The organism is Nocardioides massiliensis (assembly GCF_030811215.1).
GTDB classification, from domain to species: domain Bacteria; phylum Actinomycetota; class Actinomycetes; order Propionibacteriales; family Nocardioidaceae; genus Nocardioides_A; species Nocardioides_A massiliensis.
The window spans coordinates 728,436-746,825 of the sequence record NZ_JAUSQM010000001.1; the positions used below are offsets into that span (position 1 = coordinate 728,436).

The window sequence follows — 18,390 nt, forward strand, 5'->3', positions numbered from 1 at the left end:
GATGGCCGACGTCCACCCCTCCCGCACCCCCGAGCGGGGCCGCTACGCCCGTTCGTTCGGAGCCGTGGCCGCGGACTACGACCGGGCCCGCCCGTCCTATCCCGACGACGCCGTCGGGTGGCTGGTCGGCGACCGCCCGGCGCGCGTGCTCGAACTCGGCGCCGGCACCGGCAAGCTCACCGAACGCCTCGTCGGACGCGGGCACGAGGTGCTCGCCACCGAGCCCGACGCGAAGATGCTGCGCCGGCTGCGCGAGCAGCACGCCGCCCCACCAACCGGGCTCGCCACCGCACAGGCGGCCGCCGAGCAGCTGCCGGTCGCGAACCGCAGCGTCGACGTCGTGGTCGCCGCCCAGGCGGCGCACTGGTTCGACCACGAGCGCGTCCTGGCCGAGGCCGCGCGCGTGCTGCGTCCGGGCGGAGTGCTGGCCTGGGCGTGGAACATCATGGACACCCGCATCCCCTGGGTACGCCGCCTGCGCGAGCTGATCGGGTCACCGGCCGAGGTGCCCCCGGAGCCGGTGGCGGCGCTCACGGCCTCCGAGCTGTTCGGCGAGGTCGAGACGGCGGCGTTCCGGTTCTGGCACCCCCTCGACCGCACGTCGCTGGCCGCGCTGGTCTCCTCGAACTCCGTGGTCTCGCTGGCGTCGGAGGAGCAGCGCGCGGAGATCCTCGACCGCGCGGACGCGCTCTACGACGAGTACGGCCGCGGCCCCGACGGGATGCTGCTGCCCTACCTGACGCACTCCTACCGCGCGACGGTCCTCGACACCGGCCCGGAGCCCGACGACGCCGGCGCCGACCCGCTCGGCACCGACGCCCTGCTGATCGACTTCCGCTGACGGGACGGGGCGAGCGCCATGGGTCTGTTCGGACGCAGTCTGTTCGGACGTAGTCAGCTCGGCTCGGAGTCCGACCGCGCCACCTTCCGGACGCTGCACACCGCGTCCCTCGCCGCACCACCGCTGCGCGACGGGCTCACGCGCTCCACCGCGGAGCGCAGCATCCGTCACCTGCGCTCGCTGCTCGGCGCGCCCGCCGTCGCGCTGACGGACACCGCCGACCTTCTGGCCTGGGACGGCAAGGCCCAGCACCACGCCCCCCAGACGGCGGCGCTCATCGCCCACGCCGACGAGGCCGGCGGCCCTGCCGTCGTCGAGCGCCGCACCATCACCTGCGACGACCCCGGGTGCGTCGTGCGCCAGGCGATCGTCGTCCCCCTGGTCGCCGACGAGGTGCCGGTCGGGACGCTGCAGGTGTTCGCCCCGCGTGCCTCCGCCGGGCTGGTGCGCGCCACCACCGAGGTGGGTCGCTGGGTCTCCGGCCAGCTGGAGCTCGCCGAGCTCGACGCGTCGCGGACCCGGCTGATCGAGGCCGAGGTGCGTGCCCTGCGCGCGCAGATCAGCCCGCACTTCATCTACAACTCCCTGTCGGCGATCGCGTCGTTCGTCCGCACCGATCCCGAGCGGGCCCGCGACCTGCTGCTGGAGTTCGCCGACTTCACCCGCTACTCCTTCCGCGAGCACGGCCAGTTCACGACGCTGGCCGAGGAGCTGAAGTCGATCGAGCGCTACCTGCTGCTGGAGAAGGCGCGCTTCGGCGAGCGGCTGCAGGTGACGCTGCGGGTCGCGCCGGAGGTGCTCCCGGTGACCGTGCCGTTCCTGTGCCTGCAGCCGCTGGTGGAGAACGCCGTACGCCACGGGTTCGAGCAGAAGGCCGGCACCGGCACCATCACCATCACCGCGGAGGACTACGACCGCGACTGCGTGATCACGGTCGAGGACGACGGCACCGGCGAGGACCCCGAGCGCATCCGGCAGGCGTTGGCCGGGGCGCTGGAGAGCGGCTCGGTCGGACTCGCCAACGTCGACGAGCGGCTGCGGGTCGCCTTCGGCGACGACTACGGCCTCGTCGTGGAGACCGCCCCGGGAGCCGGCACGAGGGTTATCGTGCACGTGCCGAAGTTCTCCCCCGGAGTGCACCCATGAGCCCTGTCCCGAGCCCCGTCCCGAGCGCCGCCCCGGACGCCGCGGCGCGGCTGCGCGTCCTGGTGGTCGACGACGAGCGGCACGCCCTCGACGAGCTCAGCTACCTCCTCGGTCTCGATCCCCGCGTGGGGGCCGTGCGCGCGACCGACTCCGCCGCCGAGGCGCTGCGGATCCTCCAGGAGGGCACGGTCGACGGGGTCTTCTCCGACATCCGTATGCCCGGGCTGACGGGGCTCGACCTCGCCCGCGTGCTCGCGCAGTTCAAGCACCCGCCCCCGGTCGTCTTTGTGACGGCGTACGACGAGCACGCCGTCGACGCCTTCGAGCTCGACGTCGTCGACTACGTGCTCAAACCCGTGCGTCCCGAGCGGCTGGCCGAGGCGGTGCGCCGGATCATCGACACCCGCGACACCTCAGCCCCGGACGTCGACGACACGATCGCGGTGGAGCTCGGCGGGGTGACGCGCTTCGTGTCGCGCGCAGACGTGCGCTACGTCGAGGCGCAGGGCGACTACGCGCGCTTGCACACGGCCTCCGGCAGCCACCTGGTGCGGGTCCCGCTGTCGTCGCTCGAGGAGGAGTGGGCGGCGTCCGGGTTCGTGCGGATCCACCGCTCGTTGCTGGTGGCGCTCTCGCACATCAGTGAGGTCCGCATGGACAGCGGGCGCTGCACCGTCGTGGTCGGCGACCAGGAGCTCGCGGTGAGCCGCCGGCACACCCGCGAGCTGCGCGACCTGCTCATCCGGCGGGCGCGGCCGCGCGCCGAGCGATGAACCCCGACCACCCTCCCGCGCGGGTGCGCGTGACCTCCCCACGGGCGCGCCGACCGCGACCCCCACGGCGTACGGGGGTGGCGGAGATCGACCGGCAGTCCCTCGTCGGCGAGGTCTACATGACCTCCCTGCTGCGGGCCCAGCTCCGGCTCGCCGTCATCGTGCTGGTGGCGCTCACCGTGACCGTCGGCGCGCTGCCGCTGGTGTTCCTCCAGTTCCCCGGCCTCAACGACATCCTCGTGCTGGGCATGCCGCTGCCCTGGGTGATGCTCGCGTTCGGCATCTACCCCGTGCTGGTGGTCCTGGGCTGGCTCTACGTCCGCGCCGCGGAGCGCAACGAGCAGGCCTTCGCCGACGTCGTCGAGCGTTCGTGAGCACCCAGCAGTGAGCACTGACCCATGAGCACCGGGCTGGCCGTCGTCGCCGTCACGACGGTCGTCCTGGCGACGCTGGCGATCGGCACCTGGGGCCTGCGGTTCTCACGGACGACCAGCGACTTCTTCGTCGCCTCCCGGACCGTGCGCCCGCGGCTCAACGCCTCGGCCATCGGCGGGGAGTACCTCTCGGCCGCCTCGTTCCTGGGCGTCGCCGGCCTCGTGCTCGCCTACGGCGCCGAGATGCTGTGGTACCCGGTCGGCTGGACGGCCGGCTACCTCGTCCTGCTCGTGCTGGTGGCCGCGCCGCTGCGCCGCTCCGGTGCCTACACGCTGCCGGACTTCGCCGAGACCCGGCTGGAGTCGCGCCCGGTCCGGATCGTGTCGTCGGTGCTGGTGGTCGCGATCGGGTGGCTCTACCTGATGCCGCAGTTCCAGGGCGCCGGGCTGGCGCTGCGCACGATCACCGGCGCGCCGTCTTGGCTCGGCGGCGTTCTGGTCGCCACCGTGGTCGTGGTCAACGTCTTCACCGGCGGCATGCGCTCGGTGACCTTCGTGCAGGCGTTCCAGTACTGGCTCAAGCTCACCGCGCTGCTCGTCCCCGCGTTCTTCCTGCTGCTGATCTGGATCGGCGACGGCGCCACCTCGCCGGCGACTGCGGGGGCCGCCGTCGGCGGTGCCGTGGTCGGCGACCTCTGGGCGCTGCCGATGGTCTCGGACCAGCCGTACGTCCTCTACACGACCTACTCGCTCATCATGGCGACCTTCCTCGGCACCATGGGCCTGCCGCACGTGGTCGTGCGCTTCTACACCAACCCCGACGGCCGCGCCGCACGGCGTACGACGCTGGTGGTGCTGGGACTGCTCGGGCTCTTCTATGTGCTGCCGCCGGTGTACGGCGCCCTCGGCCGGGTCTACGCACCCGACCTGGTCGGCGCCGGCGCCAGCGACACGGTCGTGCTCGAGCTGCCCGCGCGGATGATCGCCGGGTACGGCGGCGAGCTGCTCTCCGCCCTGACGACGGCCGGCGCGTTCGCAGCGTTCCTGTCCACCTCGTCGGGCCTGACGATCGCCGTGGCAGGCGTGCTCAGCCAGGAGATCACCGGCCGGCGGCTCGCCGGGGTCACGGCGTTCCGCGCCGCCGCCCTGATGGGGGTGGCGGTGCCGCTCATGCTGGCCCTGATGACCTCGGGGGTCAGCGTGGCGCGCGCCGTGGGCCTGGCCTTCGCCGTCGCTGCCTCGACCTTCTGCCCGCTGCTGATCCTGGGGATCTGGTGGCCCCGTCTCACCGACGCCGGTGCGCTCGCGGGGCTCGGGGTCGGAGGCGTGCTGTCCGGCATCGCCGTGGTCGACACCCTGGCCGGCACCGAGCGCACCGGCTGGGCCGACGCACTGCTGGCCCAGCCCGCCGCCTGGACGGTGCCGGCGGCGTTCCTCACGATGATCGTGGTCTCGCTGCTGACACCGCGGCGCCGCCCCGTCGGCGTACGGCGGTTCCTGGTGCGGTTGCACACCCCGGAGGCCGTGCCGCTCGACCGGGGCTGAGGGCTGACGCTCGAGCCTCAGCCGACCGCGAGCAGCGCCGGGAGCGCCGCCGCACGGGCGAGCGCGAGCTCGGCGACCAACGGGTCCGGCCCCAGCACCTGTGTCACCGGTCCCGCGTCCACTGCTCGTGCCTCGGCCCGAGCACGCCGGGCGAAGTGCCCCTCGGCGAGCAGATAGGTCGCCACCGGCATGCCGGGGCGCGCCACCTCGGCCAGTCGCGGCCCACGACCGGACAGGGAGGCCACCGCGACGGGCGCGTCCCACTCCTGCGCGAGAAGCTCGGCGGCACGGGCCAGGTCGGCGTCGACACACGGATCGGTGCTGCCGGCGGCGAGCAGCACGACCGGATCCCCGCGGCGCGCGCCCACCGCGTCCAGCCGTGCGGCCTGCACGCGAGCCAGGCGCCGGTCAGGACCCAACGCCGCGGCGAGCCGCGCCCGTCCGTCCGCCTGTGCTACCGCATGCGGCAGGTCGTGGCGCAGGTGGATGCCCCCGGAGAGCAGCAACGGCACGACGACGGTGCCGTCGGGTGCGGACGCAAGGACGTCGTCGAGCAGCGGCGCCGCCAGCTCGAGGTACGCCGCCCGGGCCGGGCGCCCGGACCGCGCCGCGACGAGCGCCGCGAGGTCGGCGGCCACCGCGTTCCCCGGTGCGTGTCGGGTGCCGTGGGCGGCGAGCACGATCGGCGGGCCGTTCATCCGCCGACCGCCAGGCGGTAGCCGCGTTTCACGACCGTCTCCACGGTCCGCGTCCCCAGCGCGGCGCGCAGCCGGGCGACGGCCATCTCGACGGCGTGCTCGGAGGAGGCGTTGCCGCGGGGCAGCGCGGCGAGCAGGTCGGAGCGGGAGACCACGTGGCCGGGGTTCACGAGCAGGCGCTGGAGGACCGCGAACGGTCCGGGGCTGAGCCCGACCTCGATGCCGTCGAGCAGCACCACGTCGCCGTGCAGCAGCAGGACGCGTCCGGCGACCTCGACGCTGAGACCGTCGCGGCGCGACGGGAGCTCGATCTCGAGCAGCCGGACCATCGCCCCGAGCCGGGAGCGCTCGGGTTCGATCGTCGGCACCCCCCACAGCTCGAACGCGGCCGAGGTGACCGGGCCGACGCAGGTCGCCACGACGTCGGCCTGGAACGCGGAGATCACGTCGTCACGGCGTCCGACCGAAGCGGCCGCCTCCATGAGCGCGGCGACCGCCGGGGCGGAGGTGAAGGTGACGGCGTCGAGCTCGCGGTCGGCGATGAGGTCGACCATCCGGAACATCGGCCCCGGGTCCTCTGCGGCGCGCACCCGGTAGACGGTGACCGTCGTGACATCCGCGCCCTGACGTCGCAGTGCGTGGGCGACCATCGACAGGGACTGCCCGTGCTCCTGCACGACGATCCGCGTGCCGCTGAGGTCCCGGCCGCGCAGGTGGTCGAGCACGTCGTCGAAGCACTCCGACGGCGGGCTCCACAGCTCCCGCAGGCCGTGGCGCCGCAGGGCGCCGACGCTCTTGGGTCCGCGCGCGACGATCTCGGCCGTGGCGAGGTGGGCGAGCAGCCGGTCGAGCTCGCCCCACGCGGCGGCCGCGTCGAACCATGCCCGCATCCCGATGCCGGTGGTGGCGAGGAACAGGTCGACGGGGCGGGCCAGCACCTCGGCGGTCGCGGTGCGCAGGTCGGCGTCGTCGACCTGGTTGGGCTCGGTCGACAATGCGGGCGCCCACTCGGTGGTCGCCCCGCGCCGGTGCAGCAGCGCGCGCTGCTCCTCGACCTTGCGCGCGGCCGTGACGCCGATGCGGAAGCCCGCGAGCGTGCGGGTCTGCTCCACGTCGACCTCCTCACCGTCGTCGGCGCCTCCCAGCCCGACCATCTGCCCGACCATCCGCCCGGCCGCCGGCTCCGCCACGCTCACGGGAGCCGCCCACCGACCTCGACGCGGCCCTCGACCACCCGGACGGCGTACGTCGCGACGCGCACCGTCGGGTCGTCGAGGCACACGCCCGTGCGCAGGTCGAAGGGCTGCTTGAGCATCGGCGAGGCCACGAACCAGGTGTCCTTGCGGGTGCCCACGATGCCACGTGCCAGCACCGACGCCCGCGCGTAGGGGCACCGGTTGTCGAGGACGAAGACCTGGTCGTCGTGGGTACGGAACACCGCCACGGCGCGACCGTGCACGAGTGCGGCGGCCCCACGCTCACGGTCGAGGTCCTCGAGGGCGCAGACCGGCACCCACTCCTGCGCGGGCGCGGTGTGCCTCACCGCGGGGCCCCCACCGGGATGGCGGCGCCGAGGTCGACCGGCTCGCTCGGCGCGGCCGGTCGGATCTGGCCGCGCTCGGTCGTGAAGGTGATGTCGGGGTCCGGTGTCTGCGGGGCGTTGACGAAGGACACGAAGCGCGCCAGCTTCTCCGGGTCCTCCAGGGTGGCGGCCCACTCGTCGAAGTAGCCCGCGACGTGGCGCGCCATGGCCTCCTCCAGCTCCTGGCCGAGGCCGAGCGCGTCGTCGACGACGACCTCGCGCACCCGCTCCAGCCCGCCGTCGAGGCTCTCGATCCACGGGGCGGTGCGCTGCAGCCGGTCGGCGGTGCGGACGTAGTACATGAGGAACCGGTCGAGGTAGCGCACGAGCGTCGCGGTGTCGACGTCGGCAACCAGCAGCTCGGCGTGCCGCGGGGTGGCCCCGCCGTTGCCGCCGACGTACAGGTTCCACCCCTTCTCGGTCGCGATGACGCCGAAGTCCTTGCCGCGCGCCTCGGCGCACTCCCGGGCGCAGCCCGACACCCCGCCCTTGAGCTTGTGGGGTGAGCGCAGGCCGCGGTAGCGCAGCTCGAGGTCGATCGCGAGCTGCACCGAGTCCTGCACGCCGTAGCGGCACCACGTCGAGCCCACGCACGACTTCACGGTGCGCAGCGACTTGCCGTAGGCGTGGCCGGACTCGAACCCGGCGTCGACCAGCCGGCGCCAGATCGCGGGCAGCTCCTCCATCCGGGCACCGAACAGGTCGATGCGCTGCCCGCCGGTGATCTTGGTGTAGAGCCCGAAGTCGCGGGCGACCTCGCCGATGACGATCAGTCCATCGGGGGTGATCTCCCCGCCCGGGATGCGCGGCACCACCGAGTAGGTGCCGTTGCGCTGGATGTTGGCCAGGTAGGCGTCGTTGGTGTCCTGCAGCGCACCGGTCTCCGGGGCCAGCACGTGCCCGTTCAGCTGGCTGGCCAGGATCGACGCGACCGTCGGCTTGCACACGTCGCATCCGCGCCCCGTGCCGTGGGCGGCGACCACGTCGTCGAAGCTGCGGTAGCCGTGCACGGCCACCACGTCGAACAGCTCCTGGCGGGTGAGCGCGAAGTGCTCGCACAGCGACCGGTCGACCTCGCGTCCGACAGCGGCGAAGTACTCCTCGACGACCGTCTTCACGGTGCCGACGCACGAGCCGCAGGTGCTGCCCGCCTTGGTGCACCGCTTCACGGCCGCCACGTCCTCACACGGCCCCGCGTCGTCGGACCCGTCGGTGAGCGCCGTGAGGATCGTGGCCTTGGAGACGTTGTTGCACGAGCAGACGACCGCGTCGTCGGGCAGGCCGAGCTCGAGCGCGCCGCGGGAGGCGGGGAGGATCAGCTCCTCGGGGTTGTCGGGAAGCAGCATGCCGCTGGAGACCAGGGGCCGCAGCACGCCGTACGCCGACGCGTCCCCGACGAGGATCCCGCCCAGCAGCACGTAGCCGTCGCGCGGTGCACCGTCGGCGTCGGGCCCGGCGGGCCCCACCACCAGCTTCTTGTAGAGGCCGCCGACCGCGTCGGCGAAGACCAGCTCGAGCGAACCCGGGGTGGTCGCGAACGCGTCGCCGAAGGAGGCCACGTCGACGCCGAGCAGCTTGAGCTTCGTCGACATGTCCGCACCGGTGAAGGCGCCGGCGCCCCCGAGCAGCGCGTCGACGACGATCTCGGCCATCGCGTAGCCCGGGGCGACGAGGCCGTACATCCGCCCGCCGGGGGCCGCGCACTCCCCCACCGCCCAGACGTGCGGGTCGCTGCTGCGGCACTGCTCGTCGACCAGCACGCCGCCGCGCTCCGCGGTCGCCAGGCCGGCGTCGCGGGCCAGCGCGTCGCGCGGACGGATGCCGGCGGAGAAGACGACGATCTCGGCGTCGAGCGGTTCGGCGTCGCGGAGCCCGAGCCCGGTGACGCGGCCCCCCTCCGTGGCCGGCGCGTCACCCAGGACCTCCGTCGTGGCGACCCCGGTGTGCACCTGCACGCCGAGGGCCTCGACGTGACGCACCAGCGTCGTGCCCCCGGCGTCGTCGAGCTGCACCGGCATCAGCCGCGGCGCCATCTCCACCACGTGCGCCTCCACGCCGAGCTGGTGCAGCGCGTTCGCCGCCTCGAGCCCCAGCAGCCCGCCCCCGATCACCACCCCGCGCGCGGGGCCACTGCCGTCCGGTCGCCCCCGACCGGCGGCGTCGCGGATCGCCTCGAGGTCCTCGATCGTGCGATAGACGAAGCAACCGTCCAGGTCCCTGCCAGGCACGGGTGGCACGAACGGCGCCGCACCGGTGGCCAGCACCAGCTCGTCGTACGTCTCTTCGGTCGCGTCGGACAGCCGCAGCCTCCGCGTCTCCGGGTCGATGGCGGTGACGCACACGCCGGTGCGCAGCTGCACCCGCGGGTCGTCGTACGCGCCCTCGGGGAGCAGGGACAGCGCCTCGGCGCCCACCTCGAAGAAGGAGGTGAGAGCGACCCGGTCGTAGGCCGGGCGGGCCTCCTCGCCGAGCACGAGGACGTCATGGGTCTCCACCAGCCCGCGCTCGATGGCGGCCTGGACGAAGCGGTGACCGACCATGCCGTGGCCGACGACGATGATCCGGGGACGGCGACCGGTGGGGGTGGGACTCATCGCAGGGTCCTTTCTCGGGAGGGGTGGGGCGGGGCATCAGGGGAGGCGTCGGGGGACGCGGCGGCCAGCAGCGCGCGCACGGTGGCGGCGCACCCGCCGCAGCCGGTGGTGGCACGGGTGGTCTCGCGGGCGCGGGCGAGCGAGCCGCACGCGCGGATCGCGCCGGCACTGACGCCGGCGCACGCACACACCTCCACGTCGTCGGGGAGGGCGGCGGGGCCCGCAGCGGTGGTCGTCGGGTCGGGCAGCAGCAGCTCGCCGGGCTCGCGGGGACCGAGGACGGTGCCGCGGTCGACGTACTGCGTGAGCAGGCCGACCCGCGAGGTGTCGCCGACGAGTGCGGCCGCCACGATCCGGCCGTCGCGGACGACGAGCTTGCGGTGCGACCCGGCGAGCGGGTTGGTCACCTCGACCACCTCGCCGGTGGCACGCTCGGGATCGCCGAGCACCGCGACGTCGAGGTCGGTGGCACGCAGGCGCGCGACCTCGCGCACGCCGTCGTACGTCACGTCGGCGCCGAGCAGCCGCGCCGCCAGCACCTCCGCCTGCTCCCAGCCGGGTGCGACGAAGCCCGCGACCCGGTCGCGGTGCTCGGCGCAGTCACCGATGGCGTGGACCGCCGGGTCGGTCACGGAGGTCAGGTGGTCGTCGACGACGACCCCACGGCGTACCTCCAGACCGCAGCGGCGCGCGAGGCGGGTCGACGGCCGGCTGCCCGCGGTCAGCACGACGAGGTCGGTCGACAGCACGTGGCCGTTGTCGAGGCGCACCCCGAGGGCGTGCTCGGCGTCCGGTGCCGGCACCAGGCGTACGGCGCGGGCACCGGTGTAGACGGGCGTGCCGAGGCGGGCGAGGTCGCGGGCCAGCACGCCACCCCCGGCCGGACCGAGCTGGCGGGAGAGCAGGTGCTCACCACCCTCCACGACCTCGGTGACGACGCTGTGGGCGCCCAGCGCCCGCGCCACCTGCAGACCGAGCAGCCCGCCACCGATCACCACCGCGCGGCGTACGGGCTCGGCTGCGTCGGTGAGCGCGGCGCGCAGCCGGCGGCAGTCGGCCAGGCTGCGGAAGGCGTGCACGCGCGGGTCGAGCCGGCCGTCCTCGAGGACGAGTCCGCGGATCGGCGGGAGCGTCGCGACGGCGCCGGTCGCGAGGACCAGGTGGTCGTAGCCCACCCGGCTCCCGTCCTGCAGCTCGACCTCGCGGGCCACGCGGTCGACGCCGTGCACCCGGACGCCGGTGCGCAGCTCGATGCCGTGCTCGGCATACCAGCCGGGCTCGCGCAGTGCGAGGGCGTCACCGTCGTGGGTGCCCTCGAGCACGGCGGAGAGCAGGATCCGGTTGTACGCCGGCCCGGCCTCCTCGCCCACCACGACGACGCTGCCGCCGTCGTCGATCCAGCCGCCGGCGACCAGCAGCTCGACGAGCCGCACCGCGACCATGCCGTGACCGACCACCACGACGCGGCGCCCGCTCACTGGATTACCTTCCTCAGGTCGGTGGCTTCAGATGGGTTGCCGGTACACCCCTGGTCCCCACCGGACCATCGCCACGGTCGCTCGACCTTCGAGGTCCAGCGTGAGTTCTGCGAGGTCCGGTGGCCCAGGACCCGCCGACCGGCTACAGGGCTATGCGCCGATGAGCGCCGATCAGTGAGCGACCGGCTGCAGGGTCCCGGGACCACCGGGTGTTCTCTCACTGCTCCAACAGCGAGGAACTGACCATGAGTGTGACCCCTGAAGCGACCCGACCACGAGTGTGCGCCGGTCTGGACTGGGCCAAGGACGACCACGTCGTGTGCATCCTGGACCCCGACGGCGAGGTGCTTGACCGGTTCACCGTCGAGCACACCGCTGCCGGCCTCAAACGACTCGTACGACGTCTGTTGGCAGCTGAGGTCGTCGAGATCGGCATCGAACGCGGCGACGGGCCCGTCATCGATGCCTTGCTTGCCACCGAGCTGACCGTGCTGGTGATCAGCCCCAACCAGGTCAAGAACCTCCGCTCGCGCTACGGCTCGGCCGGCAACAAGGACGACCGGTTCGACGCCTACGTCCTGGCAGATGTGGTCCGCACCGACCGCCGTCGCCTGACCCCGCTGACCAGATCGACCCCGGCCACCCAAGCGCTGCGCTCCAGCGTGCGTGCTCGTCGGGACCTGGTCGCGCACCGCGTCGCGGCAGCCAACCAGCTCCGCGCGCACCTGCAGGTCGTGTTCCCCGGCATCGTGGACCTGTTCGCCCACCTGGACTCCGCGATCAGCCTGTCCTTCCTGGAACGGTTCCCCACCCAGACCAAAGCCGACTGGCTCACCGCCGACCGGCTCGCAGCATGGCTGAAGAAGCTCGCCTACTCCGGGCGCACCGACCCTGCCGTGTTGCACCAACGGCTGCTCGCTGCGCCCCGCGGCACCACCGGTGCTGAAACCGGCCCCCATGCCGCAACCACGCTCGCGTTCGTCGCGGTCCTGCGGAGCTTGAACACCCAGATCGCCACGCTCGCGGACTCGATCGCTGAGCAACTCGACGTCCACCCCGACGCGCACGTCGTGACCTCGCTGCCTCGCTCCGGGACCGTGCGCGCCGCGCGACTGCTCGCCGAGATCGGGGACGCCCGCGGCAGGTTCCCCACCGCCGACTCCCTGGCCTGTCTGGCCGGCGTCGCGCCCTCGACGCGGCAGTCCGGCAAGGTCAAAGCCGTCACCTTCCGGTGGGGATGCGACAAAGAACTCCGCGACGCCCTGTGTGACTTCGCCGCTGACTCCCGACACGCCAACCCGTGGGCCGCCGACCTCTACAACCGCGCCAGGGCACGCAACCACGACCACCCCCACGCCGTCCGGATCCTCGCCCGCGCCTGGGTCGACATCATCTGGCGCTGCTGGCAAGACCGGGCCACCTACGACCCTAGCCAGCACCGAGCCTTCCAACGCGTCCTCAACGAACACCACCAAATCGCCGCCTGACGGCGCGGAGGTTGACACAGGGCAACTCACGCCGTCACCTCCGCGGCGCAGACCTTGAACTCCGGCATCCGGCTGGCGGGGTCCAGCGCGGCGTTGGTGAGCCGGTTGGCGCCGACCCAGTGGAACGGCACGAACACGGTGTCGGGGCGGATCGTGTCGACGACCCGGGCCGGCGCACGCATGCTCCCGCGGCGGGTGCGCACGGTGACCGGCTCACCGTCGGTCGTGCCGAGCCGACGGGCCAGCATGGGATGCAGCTCGACGAACGGGCCGGCGTCGGGCAGGTCCTTGATGCGGCGGGTCTGGGCGCCGGACTGGTACTGACCAAGCACGCGCCCGGTCGTCAGGTGCAGCGGGTACTCCGCGTCCGGCAGCTCCGCGGCGCCGCGGTAGTCGGTCACCAGGAACCGGGCGCGGCCGTCCGGGTGGCCGAACGCGTCGGCGAACAGCCGCGGGGTCCCCGGGTGTCCGCGCTCCGGGCAGGGCCAGAAGACGCCGTGCTCGGCGCGGATCCGGGCGTAGTCGATGCCGGCGTAGTCGGCCTTGCCACCGGCCGACGCCCGCGCGAGCTCGGCGAAGACCTCCTCGGGGTCGGTGGCGAACTCCACCGGGGAACCAGTCGCGGCCGCGATCGCCGCGATCACCTCGAGGTCGGTCCGCACGCCCTGCGGCGGGGCCACCGCCGCCTGGCGCAGGATCACCCGGCCCTCGAGGTTGGTCATCGTGCCGGTCTCCTCGGCCCACTGGGTCACGGGGAGCACGACATCGGCGATGGCGGCTGTCTCCGACAGCACCAGGTCGGCCACGACCAGCAGGTCGAGGTCCGCGAGCCGGCGTGCGACGTGGGTGGCGTGGGGCGCGGAGACGACGATGTTGGAGCCGAAGACCAGCAGCGCTCGCGGCCCGTCGGCGGTGCCCAGGGCGTCCAGCAGCTCGTACGCCGAGCGGCCCTTGCCCGGCAGCGAGGCGGGGTCCACACCCCAGACCCGGGCGACGTGGTCGCGGGCCTCGGGGTCGTCGATCATCCGGTAGCCGGGCAGCTGGTCGGCCTTCTGGCCGTGCTCGCGTCCGCCCTGGCCGTTGCCCTGACCGGTGAGGCAGCCCCACCCGGCGCCGTGTCGGCCGGCCTGGCCGAGGGCGAGGGCGACGTTGATCCAGGCCAGGACGGTGTCGGAGCCCTGCGAGTGCTGCTCGACCCCGCGGGCGGTGAGCACCATGACGCGTCCCCCGCGGCGGGTGGTGCCGCCCAGCAGGTCGGCCAGCGCCCGCACCTGCGCCGCCTCGACACCGGTGACCCGCTCGACGCGCTCGGGCCACCACGGCGCCACGGAGCGGCGTACGGCCTCGAAGCCGGTGGTGCGCGCGGCGACGTACTCCTCGTCCACTGCGCCCATGCCGACGAGCAGATGGAGGACCCCCAAGGCGAGCGCCAGGTCGGTGCCCGGCACCGGTTGGAGGACCAGGTCGGCCCGGTCGGCCGTCGCGGTCCGGCGCGGGTCGACCACGACCACCGTGCCACCGCGCTGACGCAACCTGTCCAGGTGGCGGGCGGCCGGCGGCATCGTCTCGGCGAGATTGGAGCCGGCGAGCACGACGACGTCGGCGTCCTCGACGTCGGCGAGCGGGAACGGCAGACCACGGTCGATGCCGAGCGCGCGGCTGGCCGCCGAAGCGGCCGACGACATGCACCACCGGCCGTTGTAGTCGATCTGGCTGGTGCCGAGCGCGACCCGCGCGAGCTTGCCGAGCTGGTAGGCCTTCTCGTTGGTCAGCCCCCCGCCACCGAAGACCCCGACCGCGTCCGGGCCGTGGGCGGCGCGGAGCGCGACCAGGTGCGTGGCGATGACGTCGAGCGCCTCGTCCCAGCTCGCGGGGCGCAGCTCGCCGCGGCTGCCGTCGGCCCGGGTCTCGCGCAGCAGCGGCGTGGTCAGCCGTTCGCGGTGCCCGCGCAGGCCGGTGGCGGTCCACCCCTTGCGGCACAGCGCGCCGTCGTTGACCGGGAACTCCTCCCACGCCGCGACCTCGAGGGACCGCCCGTCGCGGACCAGGCGCATGCCGCACTGCAGCGAGCAGTAGGGGCAGTGGGTCTGCACACTCGACGTCGCCACTCAGATCCGCTTCCCGGCCAGGCTCGGGGTCGACGCGCCGAGGGCGCGACCGCGGACGTAGAACGTCCAGGTGACCACGGCACAGATCGCGTAGAACGCCGTGAAGACAACGAAGGCGCCCTGCGTCGCGTTGCGGGGGTCGGCGACCCACGGCGCCGCGAACGCGAGCGGGATGAGGAAGCCGCCGATCGCCCCCACCGCGCCGATGACACCCAGGCCCGCCGACGACTCCTTGGTGGCGGCCACGAGGGCGGCCTCCCGCTCCGGGGTCCCGGCCGTCGTCGTCCGCTCGACCTCCGCCCGCCAGATCGACGGGATCATCTTGTAGGTCGACCCGTTGCCGATGCCGGCGCAGGCGAAGACCACGAGGAAGGCGCCGAGGAACCACGGGAAGACGGCCTGGTTCTCGGTCGCGATGGTCGGGTCCTGGCCGGGGTTCGGGGTCAGCTGCACGAGGGTGATGAGCACGGCCAAGGTCGCGACGATCAGGCCGGCGAAGGCGGCGAGCGTCACGCGGGCGCCACCCAGCCGGTCGGCGAGCCAGCCGCCGAACGGGCGGGTCAGCGAGCCGACGCCGGCACCCAGGAAGGCGTAGTAGGCGAAGTAGATGCCGGTGCCGAGCGGCGCCGGGTCGGGCACCCAGAAGTTCAGCTTGATGAGCAGCGGCATCGCCGCGGAGTAGCCGATGAACGAGCCGAACGTGCCGACGTAGAGCAGCGACATCACCCACGTGTGGGGCCGGCGTACGACGCGCAGCTGCTCGCGCGGACGCGACACCGCCGTGCCGAGGTTGTCCATCCACCGCCACGCCGCGAAGGTCGCCACCACGGCCAGCCCCGCATAGACGTACGCCGCCCGCTCCAGGTGGACCCCGCCCTCGCTGGCCCGCACCAGCCCGAAGATCCCGGCGCCGCCGACGATGACGGGCAGCAGCAGCTGGATGAGTGAGACCCCGAGGTTGCCGCCCGCGGCGTTGAGCCCCAGGGCCGCGCCCTTCTTGGCCGAGGGGTAGAAGAAGTTGATGTTGGCCATCGAGGAGGCGAAGTTGCCCCCGCCGAACCCGGCCGTCGCCGCGATCACGCAGAAGACCCAGAACGGCGTGTCCGGGTTCTGCACGGCCACCGCGAAGAGCAGTGTCGGCACCAGCAGCAGCGCCGCGCTGACCGCGGTCCAGTTGCGCCCGCCGAACCGCGGCACGGCGAGCGTGTAGGGCAGCCGCAGCAGCGAGCCCACCAGGTTGGGGACGGCCACCAGCACGAAGAGCTGCTGGGCGCTGAAGTCGAACCCCTGGGCCAGCAGGAACGCCGAGGAGACGCTCCAGATCAGCCAGGCGGAGAACCCGAGGTGCTCGGCGAAGATCGACCAGGCCAGGTTGCGCCGGGCCACCTGCCGACCGGTCCGCTCCCAGAACTCGGGGTCCTCGGGGCGCCAGTCGTCGATCCACCGGCCCGTACGTCGTGCCGGGTCCGGCACGGCAGGGGCTGCGGTCGCAGCAGACGCGGCCGTCGCCGCGCGGCCGGGGAGGGTCGGGCTCGTGGTCATCGCTTCTCCTGTGCGAAGGGGATGACCCGATGCTCGGCAACCGTCGTTTCGCCGGCGGTGCCCCGGCGTCACGCCGGGGTCAACTTGTCCTCACAGCCTCACAAAGGCTCACGGGGCCCGCCCGCCGACACCCTCGAGTCCGCTCGTCGCGGCGTACCCACCGCTCGGCCGATCCGCCCGGGACCACCGTGGGGCCCCGCCCTACAGTGAGCCCAGACACACAGAACCTTGACGCACCGTGGAGAGGAACGCCTGTGAGCGACGAGAAGCTGTCCAACCTCCTGCAGGAGAACCGCACCTTCGAGCCTCCGGCCGACCTCGCGGCCCAGGCCAACGTCCGCGCCGAGGACTACGAGCGCGCGACGGCCGACCCGGAGGCGTTCTGGGCGGAGGCGGCGCAGAAGCTGCACTGGGGCACGCCGTTCACCCAGGTGCTCGACTGGTCGGACCCGCCGTTCGCGAAGTGGTTCGCCGACGGCAAGCTCAACGTCGCCTACAACTGCGTCGATCGACACGTGCTGACGGGCAACGGCGACAAGGTCGCCTTCCACTTCGTCGGCGAGCCCGGTGACACCCGCACGATCACCTACGCCGAGCTCAAGGACGAGGTGTGCCAGGCGGCCAATGCCCTGGTCGACCTCGGGGTCAAGACCGGTGACCGGGTCGCGATCTACATGCCGATGATCCTGGAGACCGTCGTCGCGATGCTGGCCTGCGCCCGTCTGGGTGCGCCGCACACGGTCGTCTTCGGCGGCTTCTCCTCCGACGCGCTCGCCAGCCGGATCGACGACTGCGGCGCCGAGATCGTCATCACCGCCGACGGCGGCTACCGCCGCGGCAAGCCCTCGGCCCTCAAGCCCGCCGTCGACGAGGCGCTCGGCAAGGTCTCCGGGGTCCGCAACGTGCTGGTCGTACGCCGCACCGGCGAGGACGTCGACTGGACCGAGGGACGCGACGTCTGGTGGGACGACGTCGTCGCCGGCGCCTCGCCGGAGCACACCCCGCAGGACTTCGACGCCGAGCACCCGCTCTACGTCATGTACACCTCCGGCACCACCGGCAAGCCCAAGGGGATCCTCCACACCTCCGGCGGCTACCTCGTGCAGTCGGCGTACACCTTCTGGGCGACCTTCGACCACAAGCCCGAGGACGTCTACTGGTGCACCGCCGACGTCGGCTGGGTGACCGGGCACTCGTACGCCGTCTACGGCCCGACCGCGATGGGCGCGACGCAGGTGCTCTACGAGGGCACCCCCGACAGCCCGCACAAGGGTCGCTGGTGGGAGATCATCGCCGAGCACAAGGTGACGATCTTCTACACCGCCCCCACCGCGATCCGCACCTTCATGAAGTGGGGTCGCGAGATCCCCGACGAGTACGACCTCTCCAGCCTGCGGATCCTCGGCTCGGTCGGCGAGCCGATCAACCCCGAGGCCTATGTCTGGTACCGCGAGGTGATCGGCGGCGGTCGCACCCCGGTCGTCGACACCTGGTGGCAGACCGAGACCGGCGCCCACATGATCACCCCGCTGCCCGGCGTCACCGCGGCCAAGCCCGGGTCGGCCATGGTCGCCTTCCCCGGCATCTCAGCCGACGTGGTCGACGACCGCGGGCAGTCGGTGGCCGACGGCGAAGGTGGCCTGCTCGTCATCACGAAGCCGTGGCCGGGCATGCTGCGCACGATCTGGGGCGACGACGAGCGGTTCAAGGACACCTATTGGTCGCGTTTCGCCGAGCAGGGCTACTACTTCGCCGGTGACGGTGCGAAGAAGGACGACGACGGCCACATCTGGGTGCTCGGCCGCGTCGACGACGTCATGAACGTCTCCGGCCACCGGCTGTCGACCACCGAGATCGAGTCGGCGCTGGTCTCCCACCCGAAGGTTGCCGAGGCGGCCGTCGTGGGAGCCACCGACGACACCACAGGCCAGGCGGTCTGCGCCTTCGTCATCCTGCGCGAGGAGGCGGGCGACGGCGGCGTCGACATCGTCGAGGACCTGCGCACCCACGTGGCCAAGGAGATCGGTGCGATCGCCAAGCCGCGTCAGGTGATGATCGTCCCCGAGCTGCCCAAGACCCGCTCGGGCAAGATCATGCGCCGGCTGTTGCGCGACGTCGCCGAGAACCGTCAGGTCGGCGACGTCACCACCCTCGCCGACTCCTCGGTGATGGACCTGATCCAGCAGGGGATGTCCGGCACCAAGGAGGACTGAGGTCGCTCA

The 18,390-nt window shown here is 73.1% G+C and carries 14 protein-coding genes; 7 read left to right on the forward strand and 7 right to left on the reverse strand.

Features of this window, described 5'->3' with window-relative positions; translation table 11 throughout:
* Position 1 precedes the first annotated feature (1 nt).
* Genes J2S59_RS03710 through J2S59_RS03730 form a run of 5 tightly spaced genes read left to right on the forward strand, consistent with a single transcriptional unit; the run spans position 2 to position 4,679 of the window.
* The gene (locus J2S59_RS03710) at positions 2 to 841 is read left to right on the forward strand and encodes a class I SAM-dependent methyltransferase (protein ID WP_068116833.1); all 840 of its coding nucleotides are present in this window, start codon (positions 2 to 4) and stop codon (positions 839 to 841) included.
* A gap of 18 nt (positions 842 to 859) precedes the next feature.
* Complete coding sequence (locus J2S59_RS03715) at positions 860 to 1,987, forward strand: sensor histidine kinase (RefSeq protein ID WP_068116835.1); 1,128 nt, start codon at positions 860 to 862, stop codon at positions 1,985 to 1,987.
* A complete protein-coding gene (locus tag J2S59_RS03720) occupies positions 1,984 to 2,760 on the forward strand; it encodes a LytR/AlgR family response regulator transcription factor (RefSeq protein ID WP_068116836.1) in 777 nt (258 codons plus the stop codon). Before J2S59_RS03715 ends, J2S59_RS03720 begins: the two co-directional genes overlap by 4 nt.
* Before the next feature lie 29 nt (positions 2,761 to 2,789).
* Positions 2,790 to 3,134, forward strand: a complete 345-nt coding sequence (locus tag J2S59_RS03725; protein WP_306824820.1) for a hypothetical protein — start codon at positions 2,790 to 2,792, stop codon at positions 3,132 to 3,134.
* A gap of 24 nt (positions 3,135 to 3,158) precedes the next feature.
* Positions 3,159 to 4,679 (forward strand): sodium/solute symporter, encoded by a 1,521-nt coding sequence (locus J2S59_RS03730; protein WP_306824821.1) that lies wholly within the window; start codon positions 3,159 to 3,161, stop codon positions 4,677 to 4,679.
* Between the two features lie 17 nt (positions 4,680 to 4,696).
* Here J2S59_RS03730 and J2S59_RS03735 read toward each other — a convergent pair whose 3' ends face one another.
* From J2S59_RS03735 to J2S59_RS03755, 5 genes are read right to left on the reverse strand one after another with little or no spacing between them, the layout of a single operon-like run.
* The gene (locus J2S59_RS03735) at positions 4,697 to 5,377 is read right to left on the reverse strand and encodes a sirohydrochlorin chelatase (RefSeq protein WP_068119726.1); all 681 of its coding nucleotides are present in this window, start codon (positions 5,375 to 5,377) and stop codon (positions 4,697 to 4,699) included.
* The gene (locus tag J2S59_RS03740; protein ID WP_246360221.1) at positions 5,374 to 6,573 is read right to left on the reverse strand and encodes a uroporphyrinogen-III synthase; all 1,200 of its coding nucleotides are present in this window, start codon (positions 6,571 to 6,573) and stop codon (positions 5,374 to 5,376) included. Before J2S59_RS03740 ends, J2S59_RS03735 begins: the two co-directional genes overlap by 4 nt.
* Positions 6,570 to 6,920, reverse strand: coding sequence for a nitrite reductase small subunit NirD (nirD, locus tag J2S59_RS03745; protein ID WP_068119727.1), 351 nt, complete (start codon positions 6,918 to 6,920; stop codon positions 6,570 to 6,572). The genes J2S59_RS03740 and nirD overlap by 4 nt, the downstream gene beginning before the upstream one ends.
* Positions 6,917 to 9,553, reverse strand: coding sequence for a nitrite reductase large subunit NirB (gene nirB / locus J2S59_RS03750; RefSeq protein ID WP_068119729.1), 2,637 nt, complete (start codon positions 9,551 to 9,553; stop codon positions 6,917 to 6,919). Before nirB ends, nirD begins: the two co-directional genes overlap by 4 nt.
* On the reverse strand, positions 9,550 to 11,031 hold the full coding sequence (locus J2S59_RS03755; protein ID WP_306824822.1) for an FAD-dependent oxidoreductase: 1,482 nt from the start codon (positions 11,029 to 11,031) through the stop codon (positions 9,550 to 9,552). Before J2S59_RS03755 ends, nirB begins: the two co-directional genes overlap by 4 nt.
* Before the next feature lie 245 nt (positions 11,032 to 11,276).
* Between J2S59_RS03755 and J2S59_RS03760 the strand changes: the two genes are divergently transcribed.
* A complete protein-coding gene (locus tag J2S59_RS03760; RefSeq protein WP_068124533.1) occupies positions 11,277 to 12,518 on the forward strand; it encodes an IS110 family RNA-guided transposase in 1,242 nt (413 codons plus the stop codon).
* A 26-nt stretch (positions 12,519 to 12,544) separates the two neighbouring features.
* Here J2S59_RS03760 and J2S59_RS03765 read toward each other — a convergent pair whose 3' ends face one another.
* A complete protein-coding gene (locus J2S59_RS03765; RefSeq protein WP_306824823.1) occupies positions 12,545 to 14,626 on the reverse strand; it encodes a molybdopterin oxidoreductase family protein in 2,082 nt (693 codons plus the stop codon).
* A complete protein-coding gene (locus J2S59_RS03770) occupies positions 14,627 to 16,168 on the reverse strand; it encodes an MFS transporter (RefSeq protein WP_181642306.1) in 1,542 nt (513 codons plus the stop codon).
* Between the two features lie 254 nt (positions 16,169 to 16,422).
* Here J2S59_RS03770 and acs point away from each other — a divergent pair, with 254 nt between their 5' ends.
* A complete protein-coding gene (gene acs / locus J2S59_RS03775) occupies positions 16,423 to 18,381 on the forward strand; it encodes an acetate--CoA ligase (RefSeq protein WP_068122801.1) in 1,959 nt (652 codons plus the stop codon).
* Positions 18,382 to 18,390 lie beyond the last annotated feature (9 nt).

Bases quoted from the DNA above. Each gene is read 5' to 3' on its own strand.
- J2S59_RS03710 (WP_068116833.1), top strand. From the start codon at position 2: ATGGCCGACGTCCACCCCTCCCGCACCCCCGAGCGGGGCCGCTACGCC.
- J2S59_RS03715 (WP_068116835.1), top strand. From the start codon at position 860: ATGGGTCTGTTCGGACGCAGTCTGTTCGGACGTAGTCAGCTCGGCTCG.
- J2S59_RS03720 (WP_068116836.1), top strand. From the start codon at position 1,984: ATGAGCCCTGTCCCGAGCCCCGTCCCGAGCGCCGCCCCGGACGCCGCG.
- J2S59_RS03730 (WP_306824821.1), top strand. From the start codon at position 3,159: ATGAGCACCGGGCTGGCCGTCGTCGCCGTCACGACGGTCGTCCTGGCG.
- J2S59_RS03735 (WP_068119726.1), bottom strand. From the start codon at position 5,377: ATGAACGGCCCGCCGATCGTGCTCGCCGCCCACGGCACCCGACACGCA.
- nirB (WP_068119729.1), bottom strand. From the start codon at position 9,553: ATGAGTCCCACCCCCACCGGTCGCCGTCCCCGGATCATCGTCGTCGGC.
- J2S59_RS03760 (WP_068124533.1), top strand. From the start codon at position 11,277: ATGAGTGTGACCCCTGAAGCGACCCGACCACGAGTGTGCGCCGGTCTG.
- J2S59_RS03770 (WP_181642306.1), bottom strand. From the start codon at position 16,168: ATGACCACGAGCCCGACCCTCCCCGGCCGCGCGGCGACGGCCGCGTCT.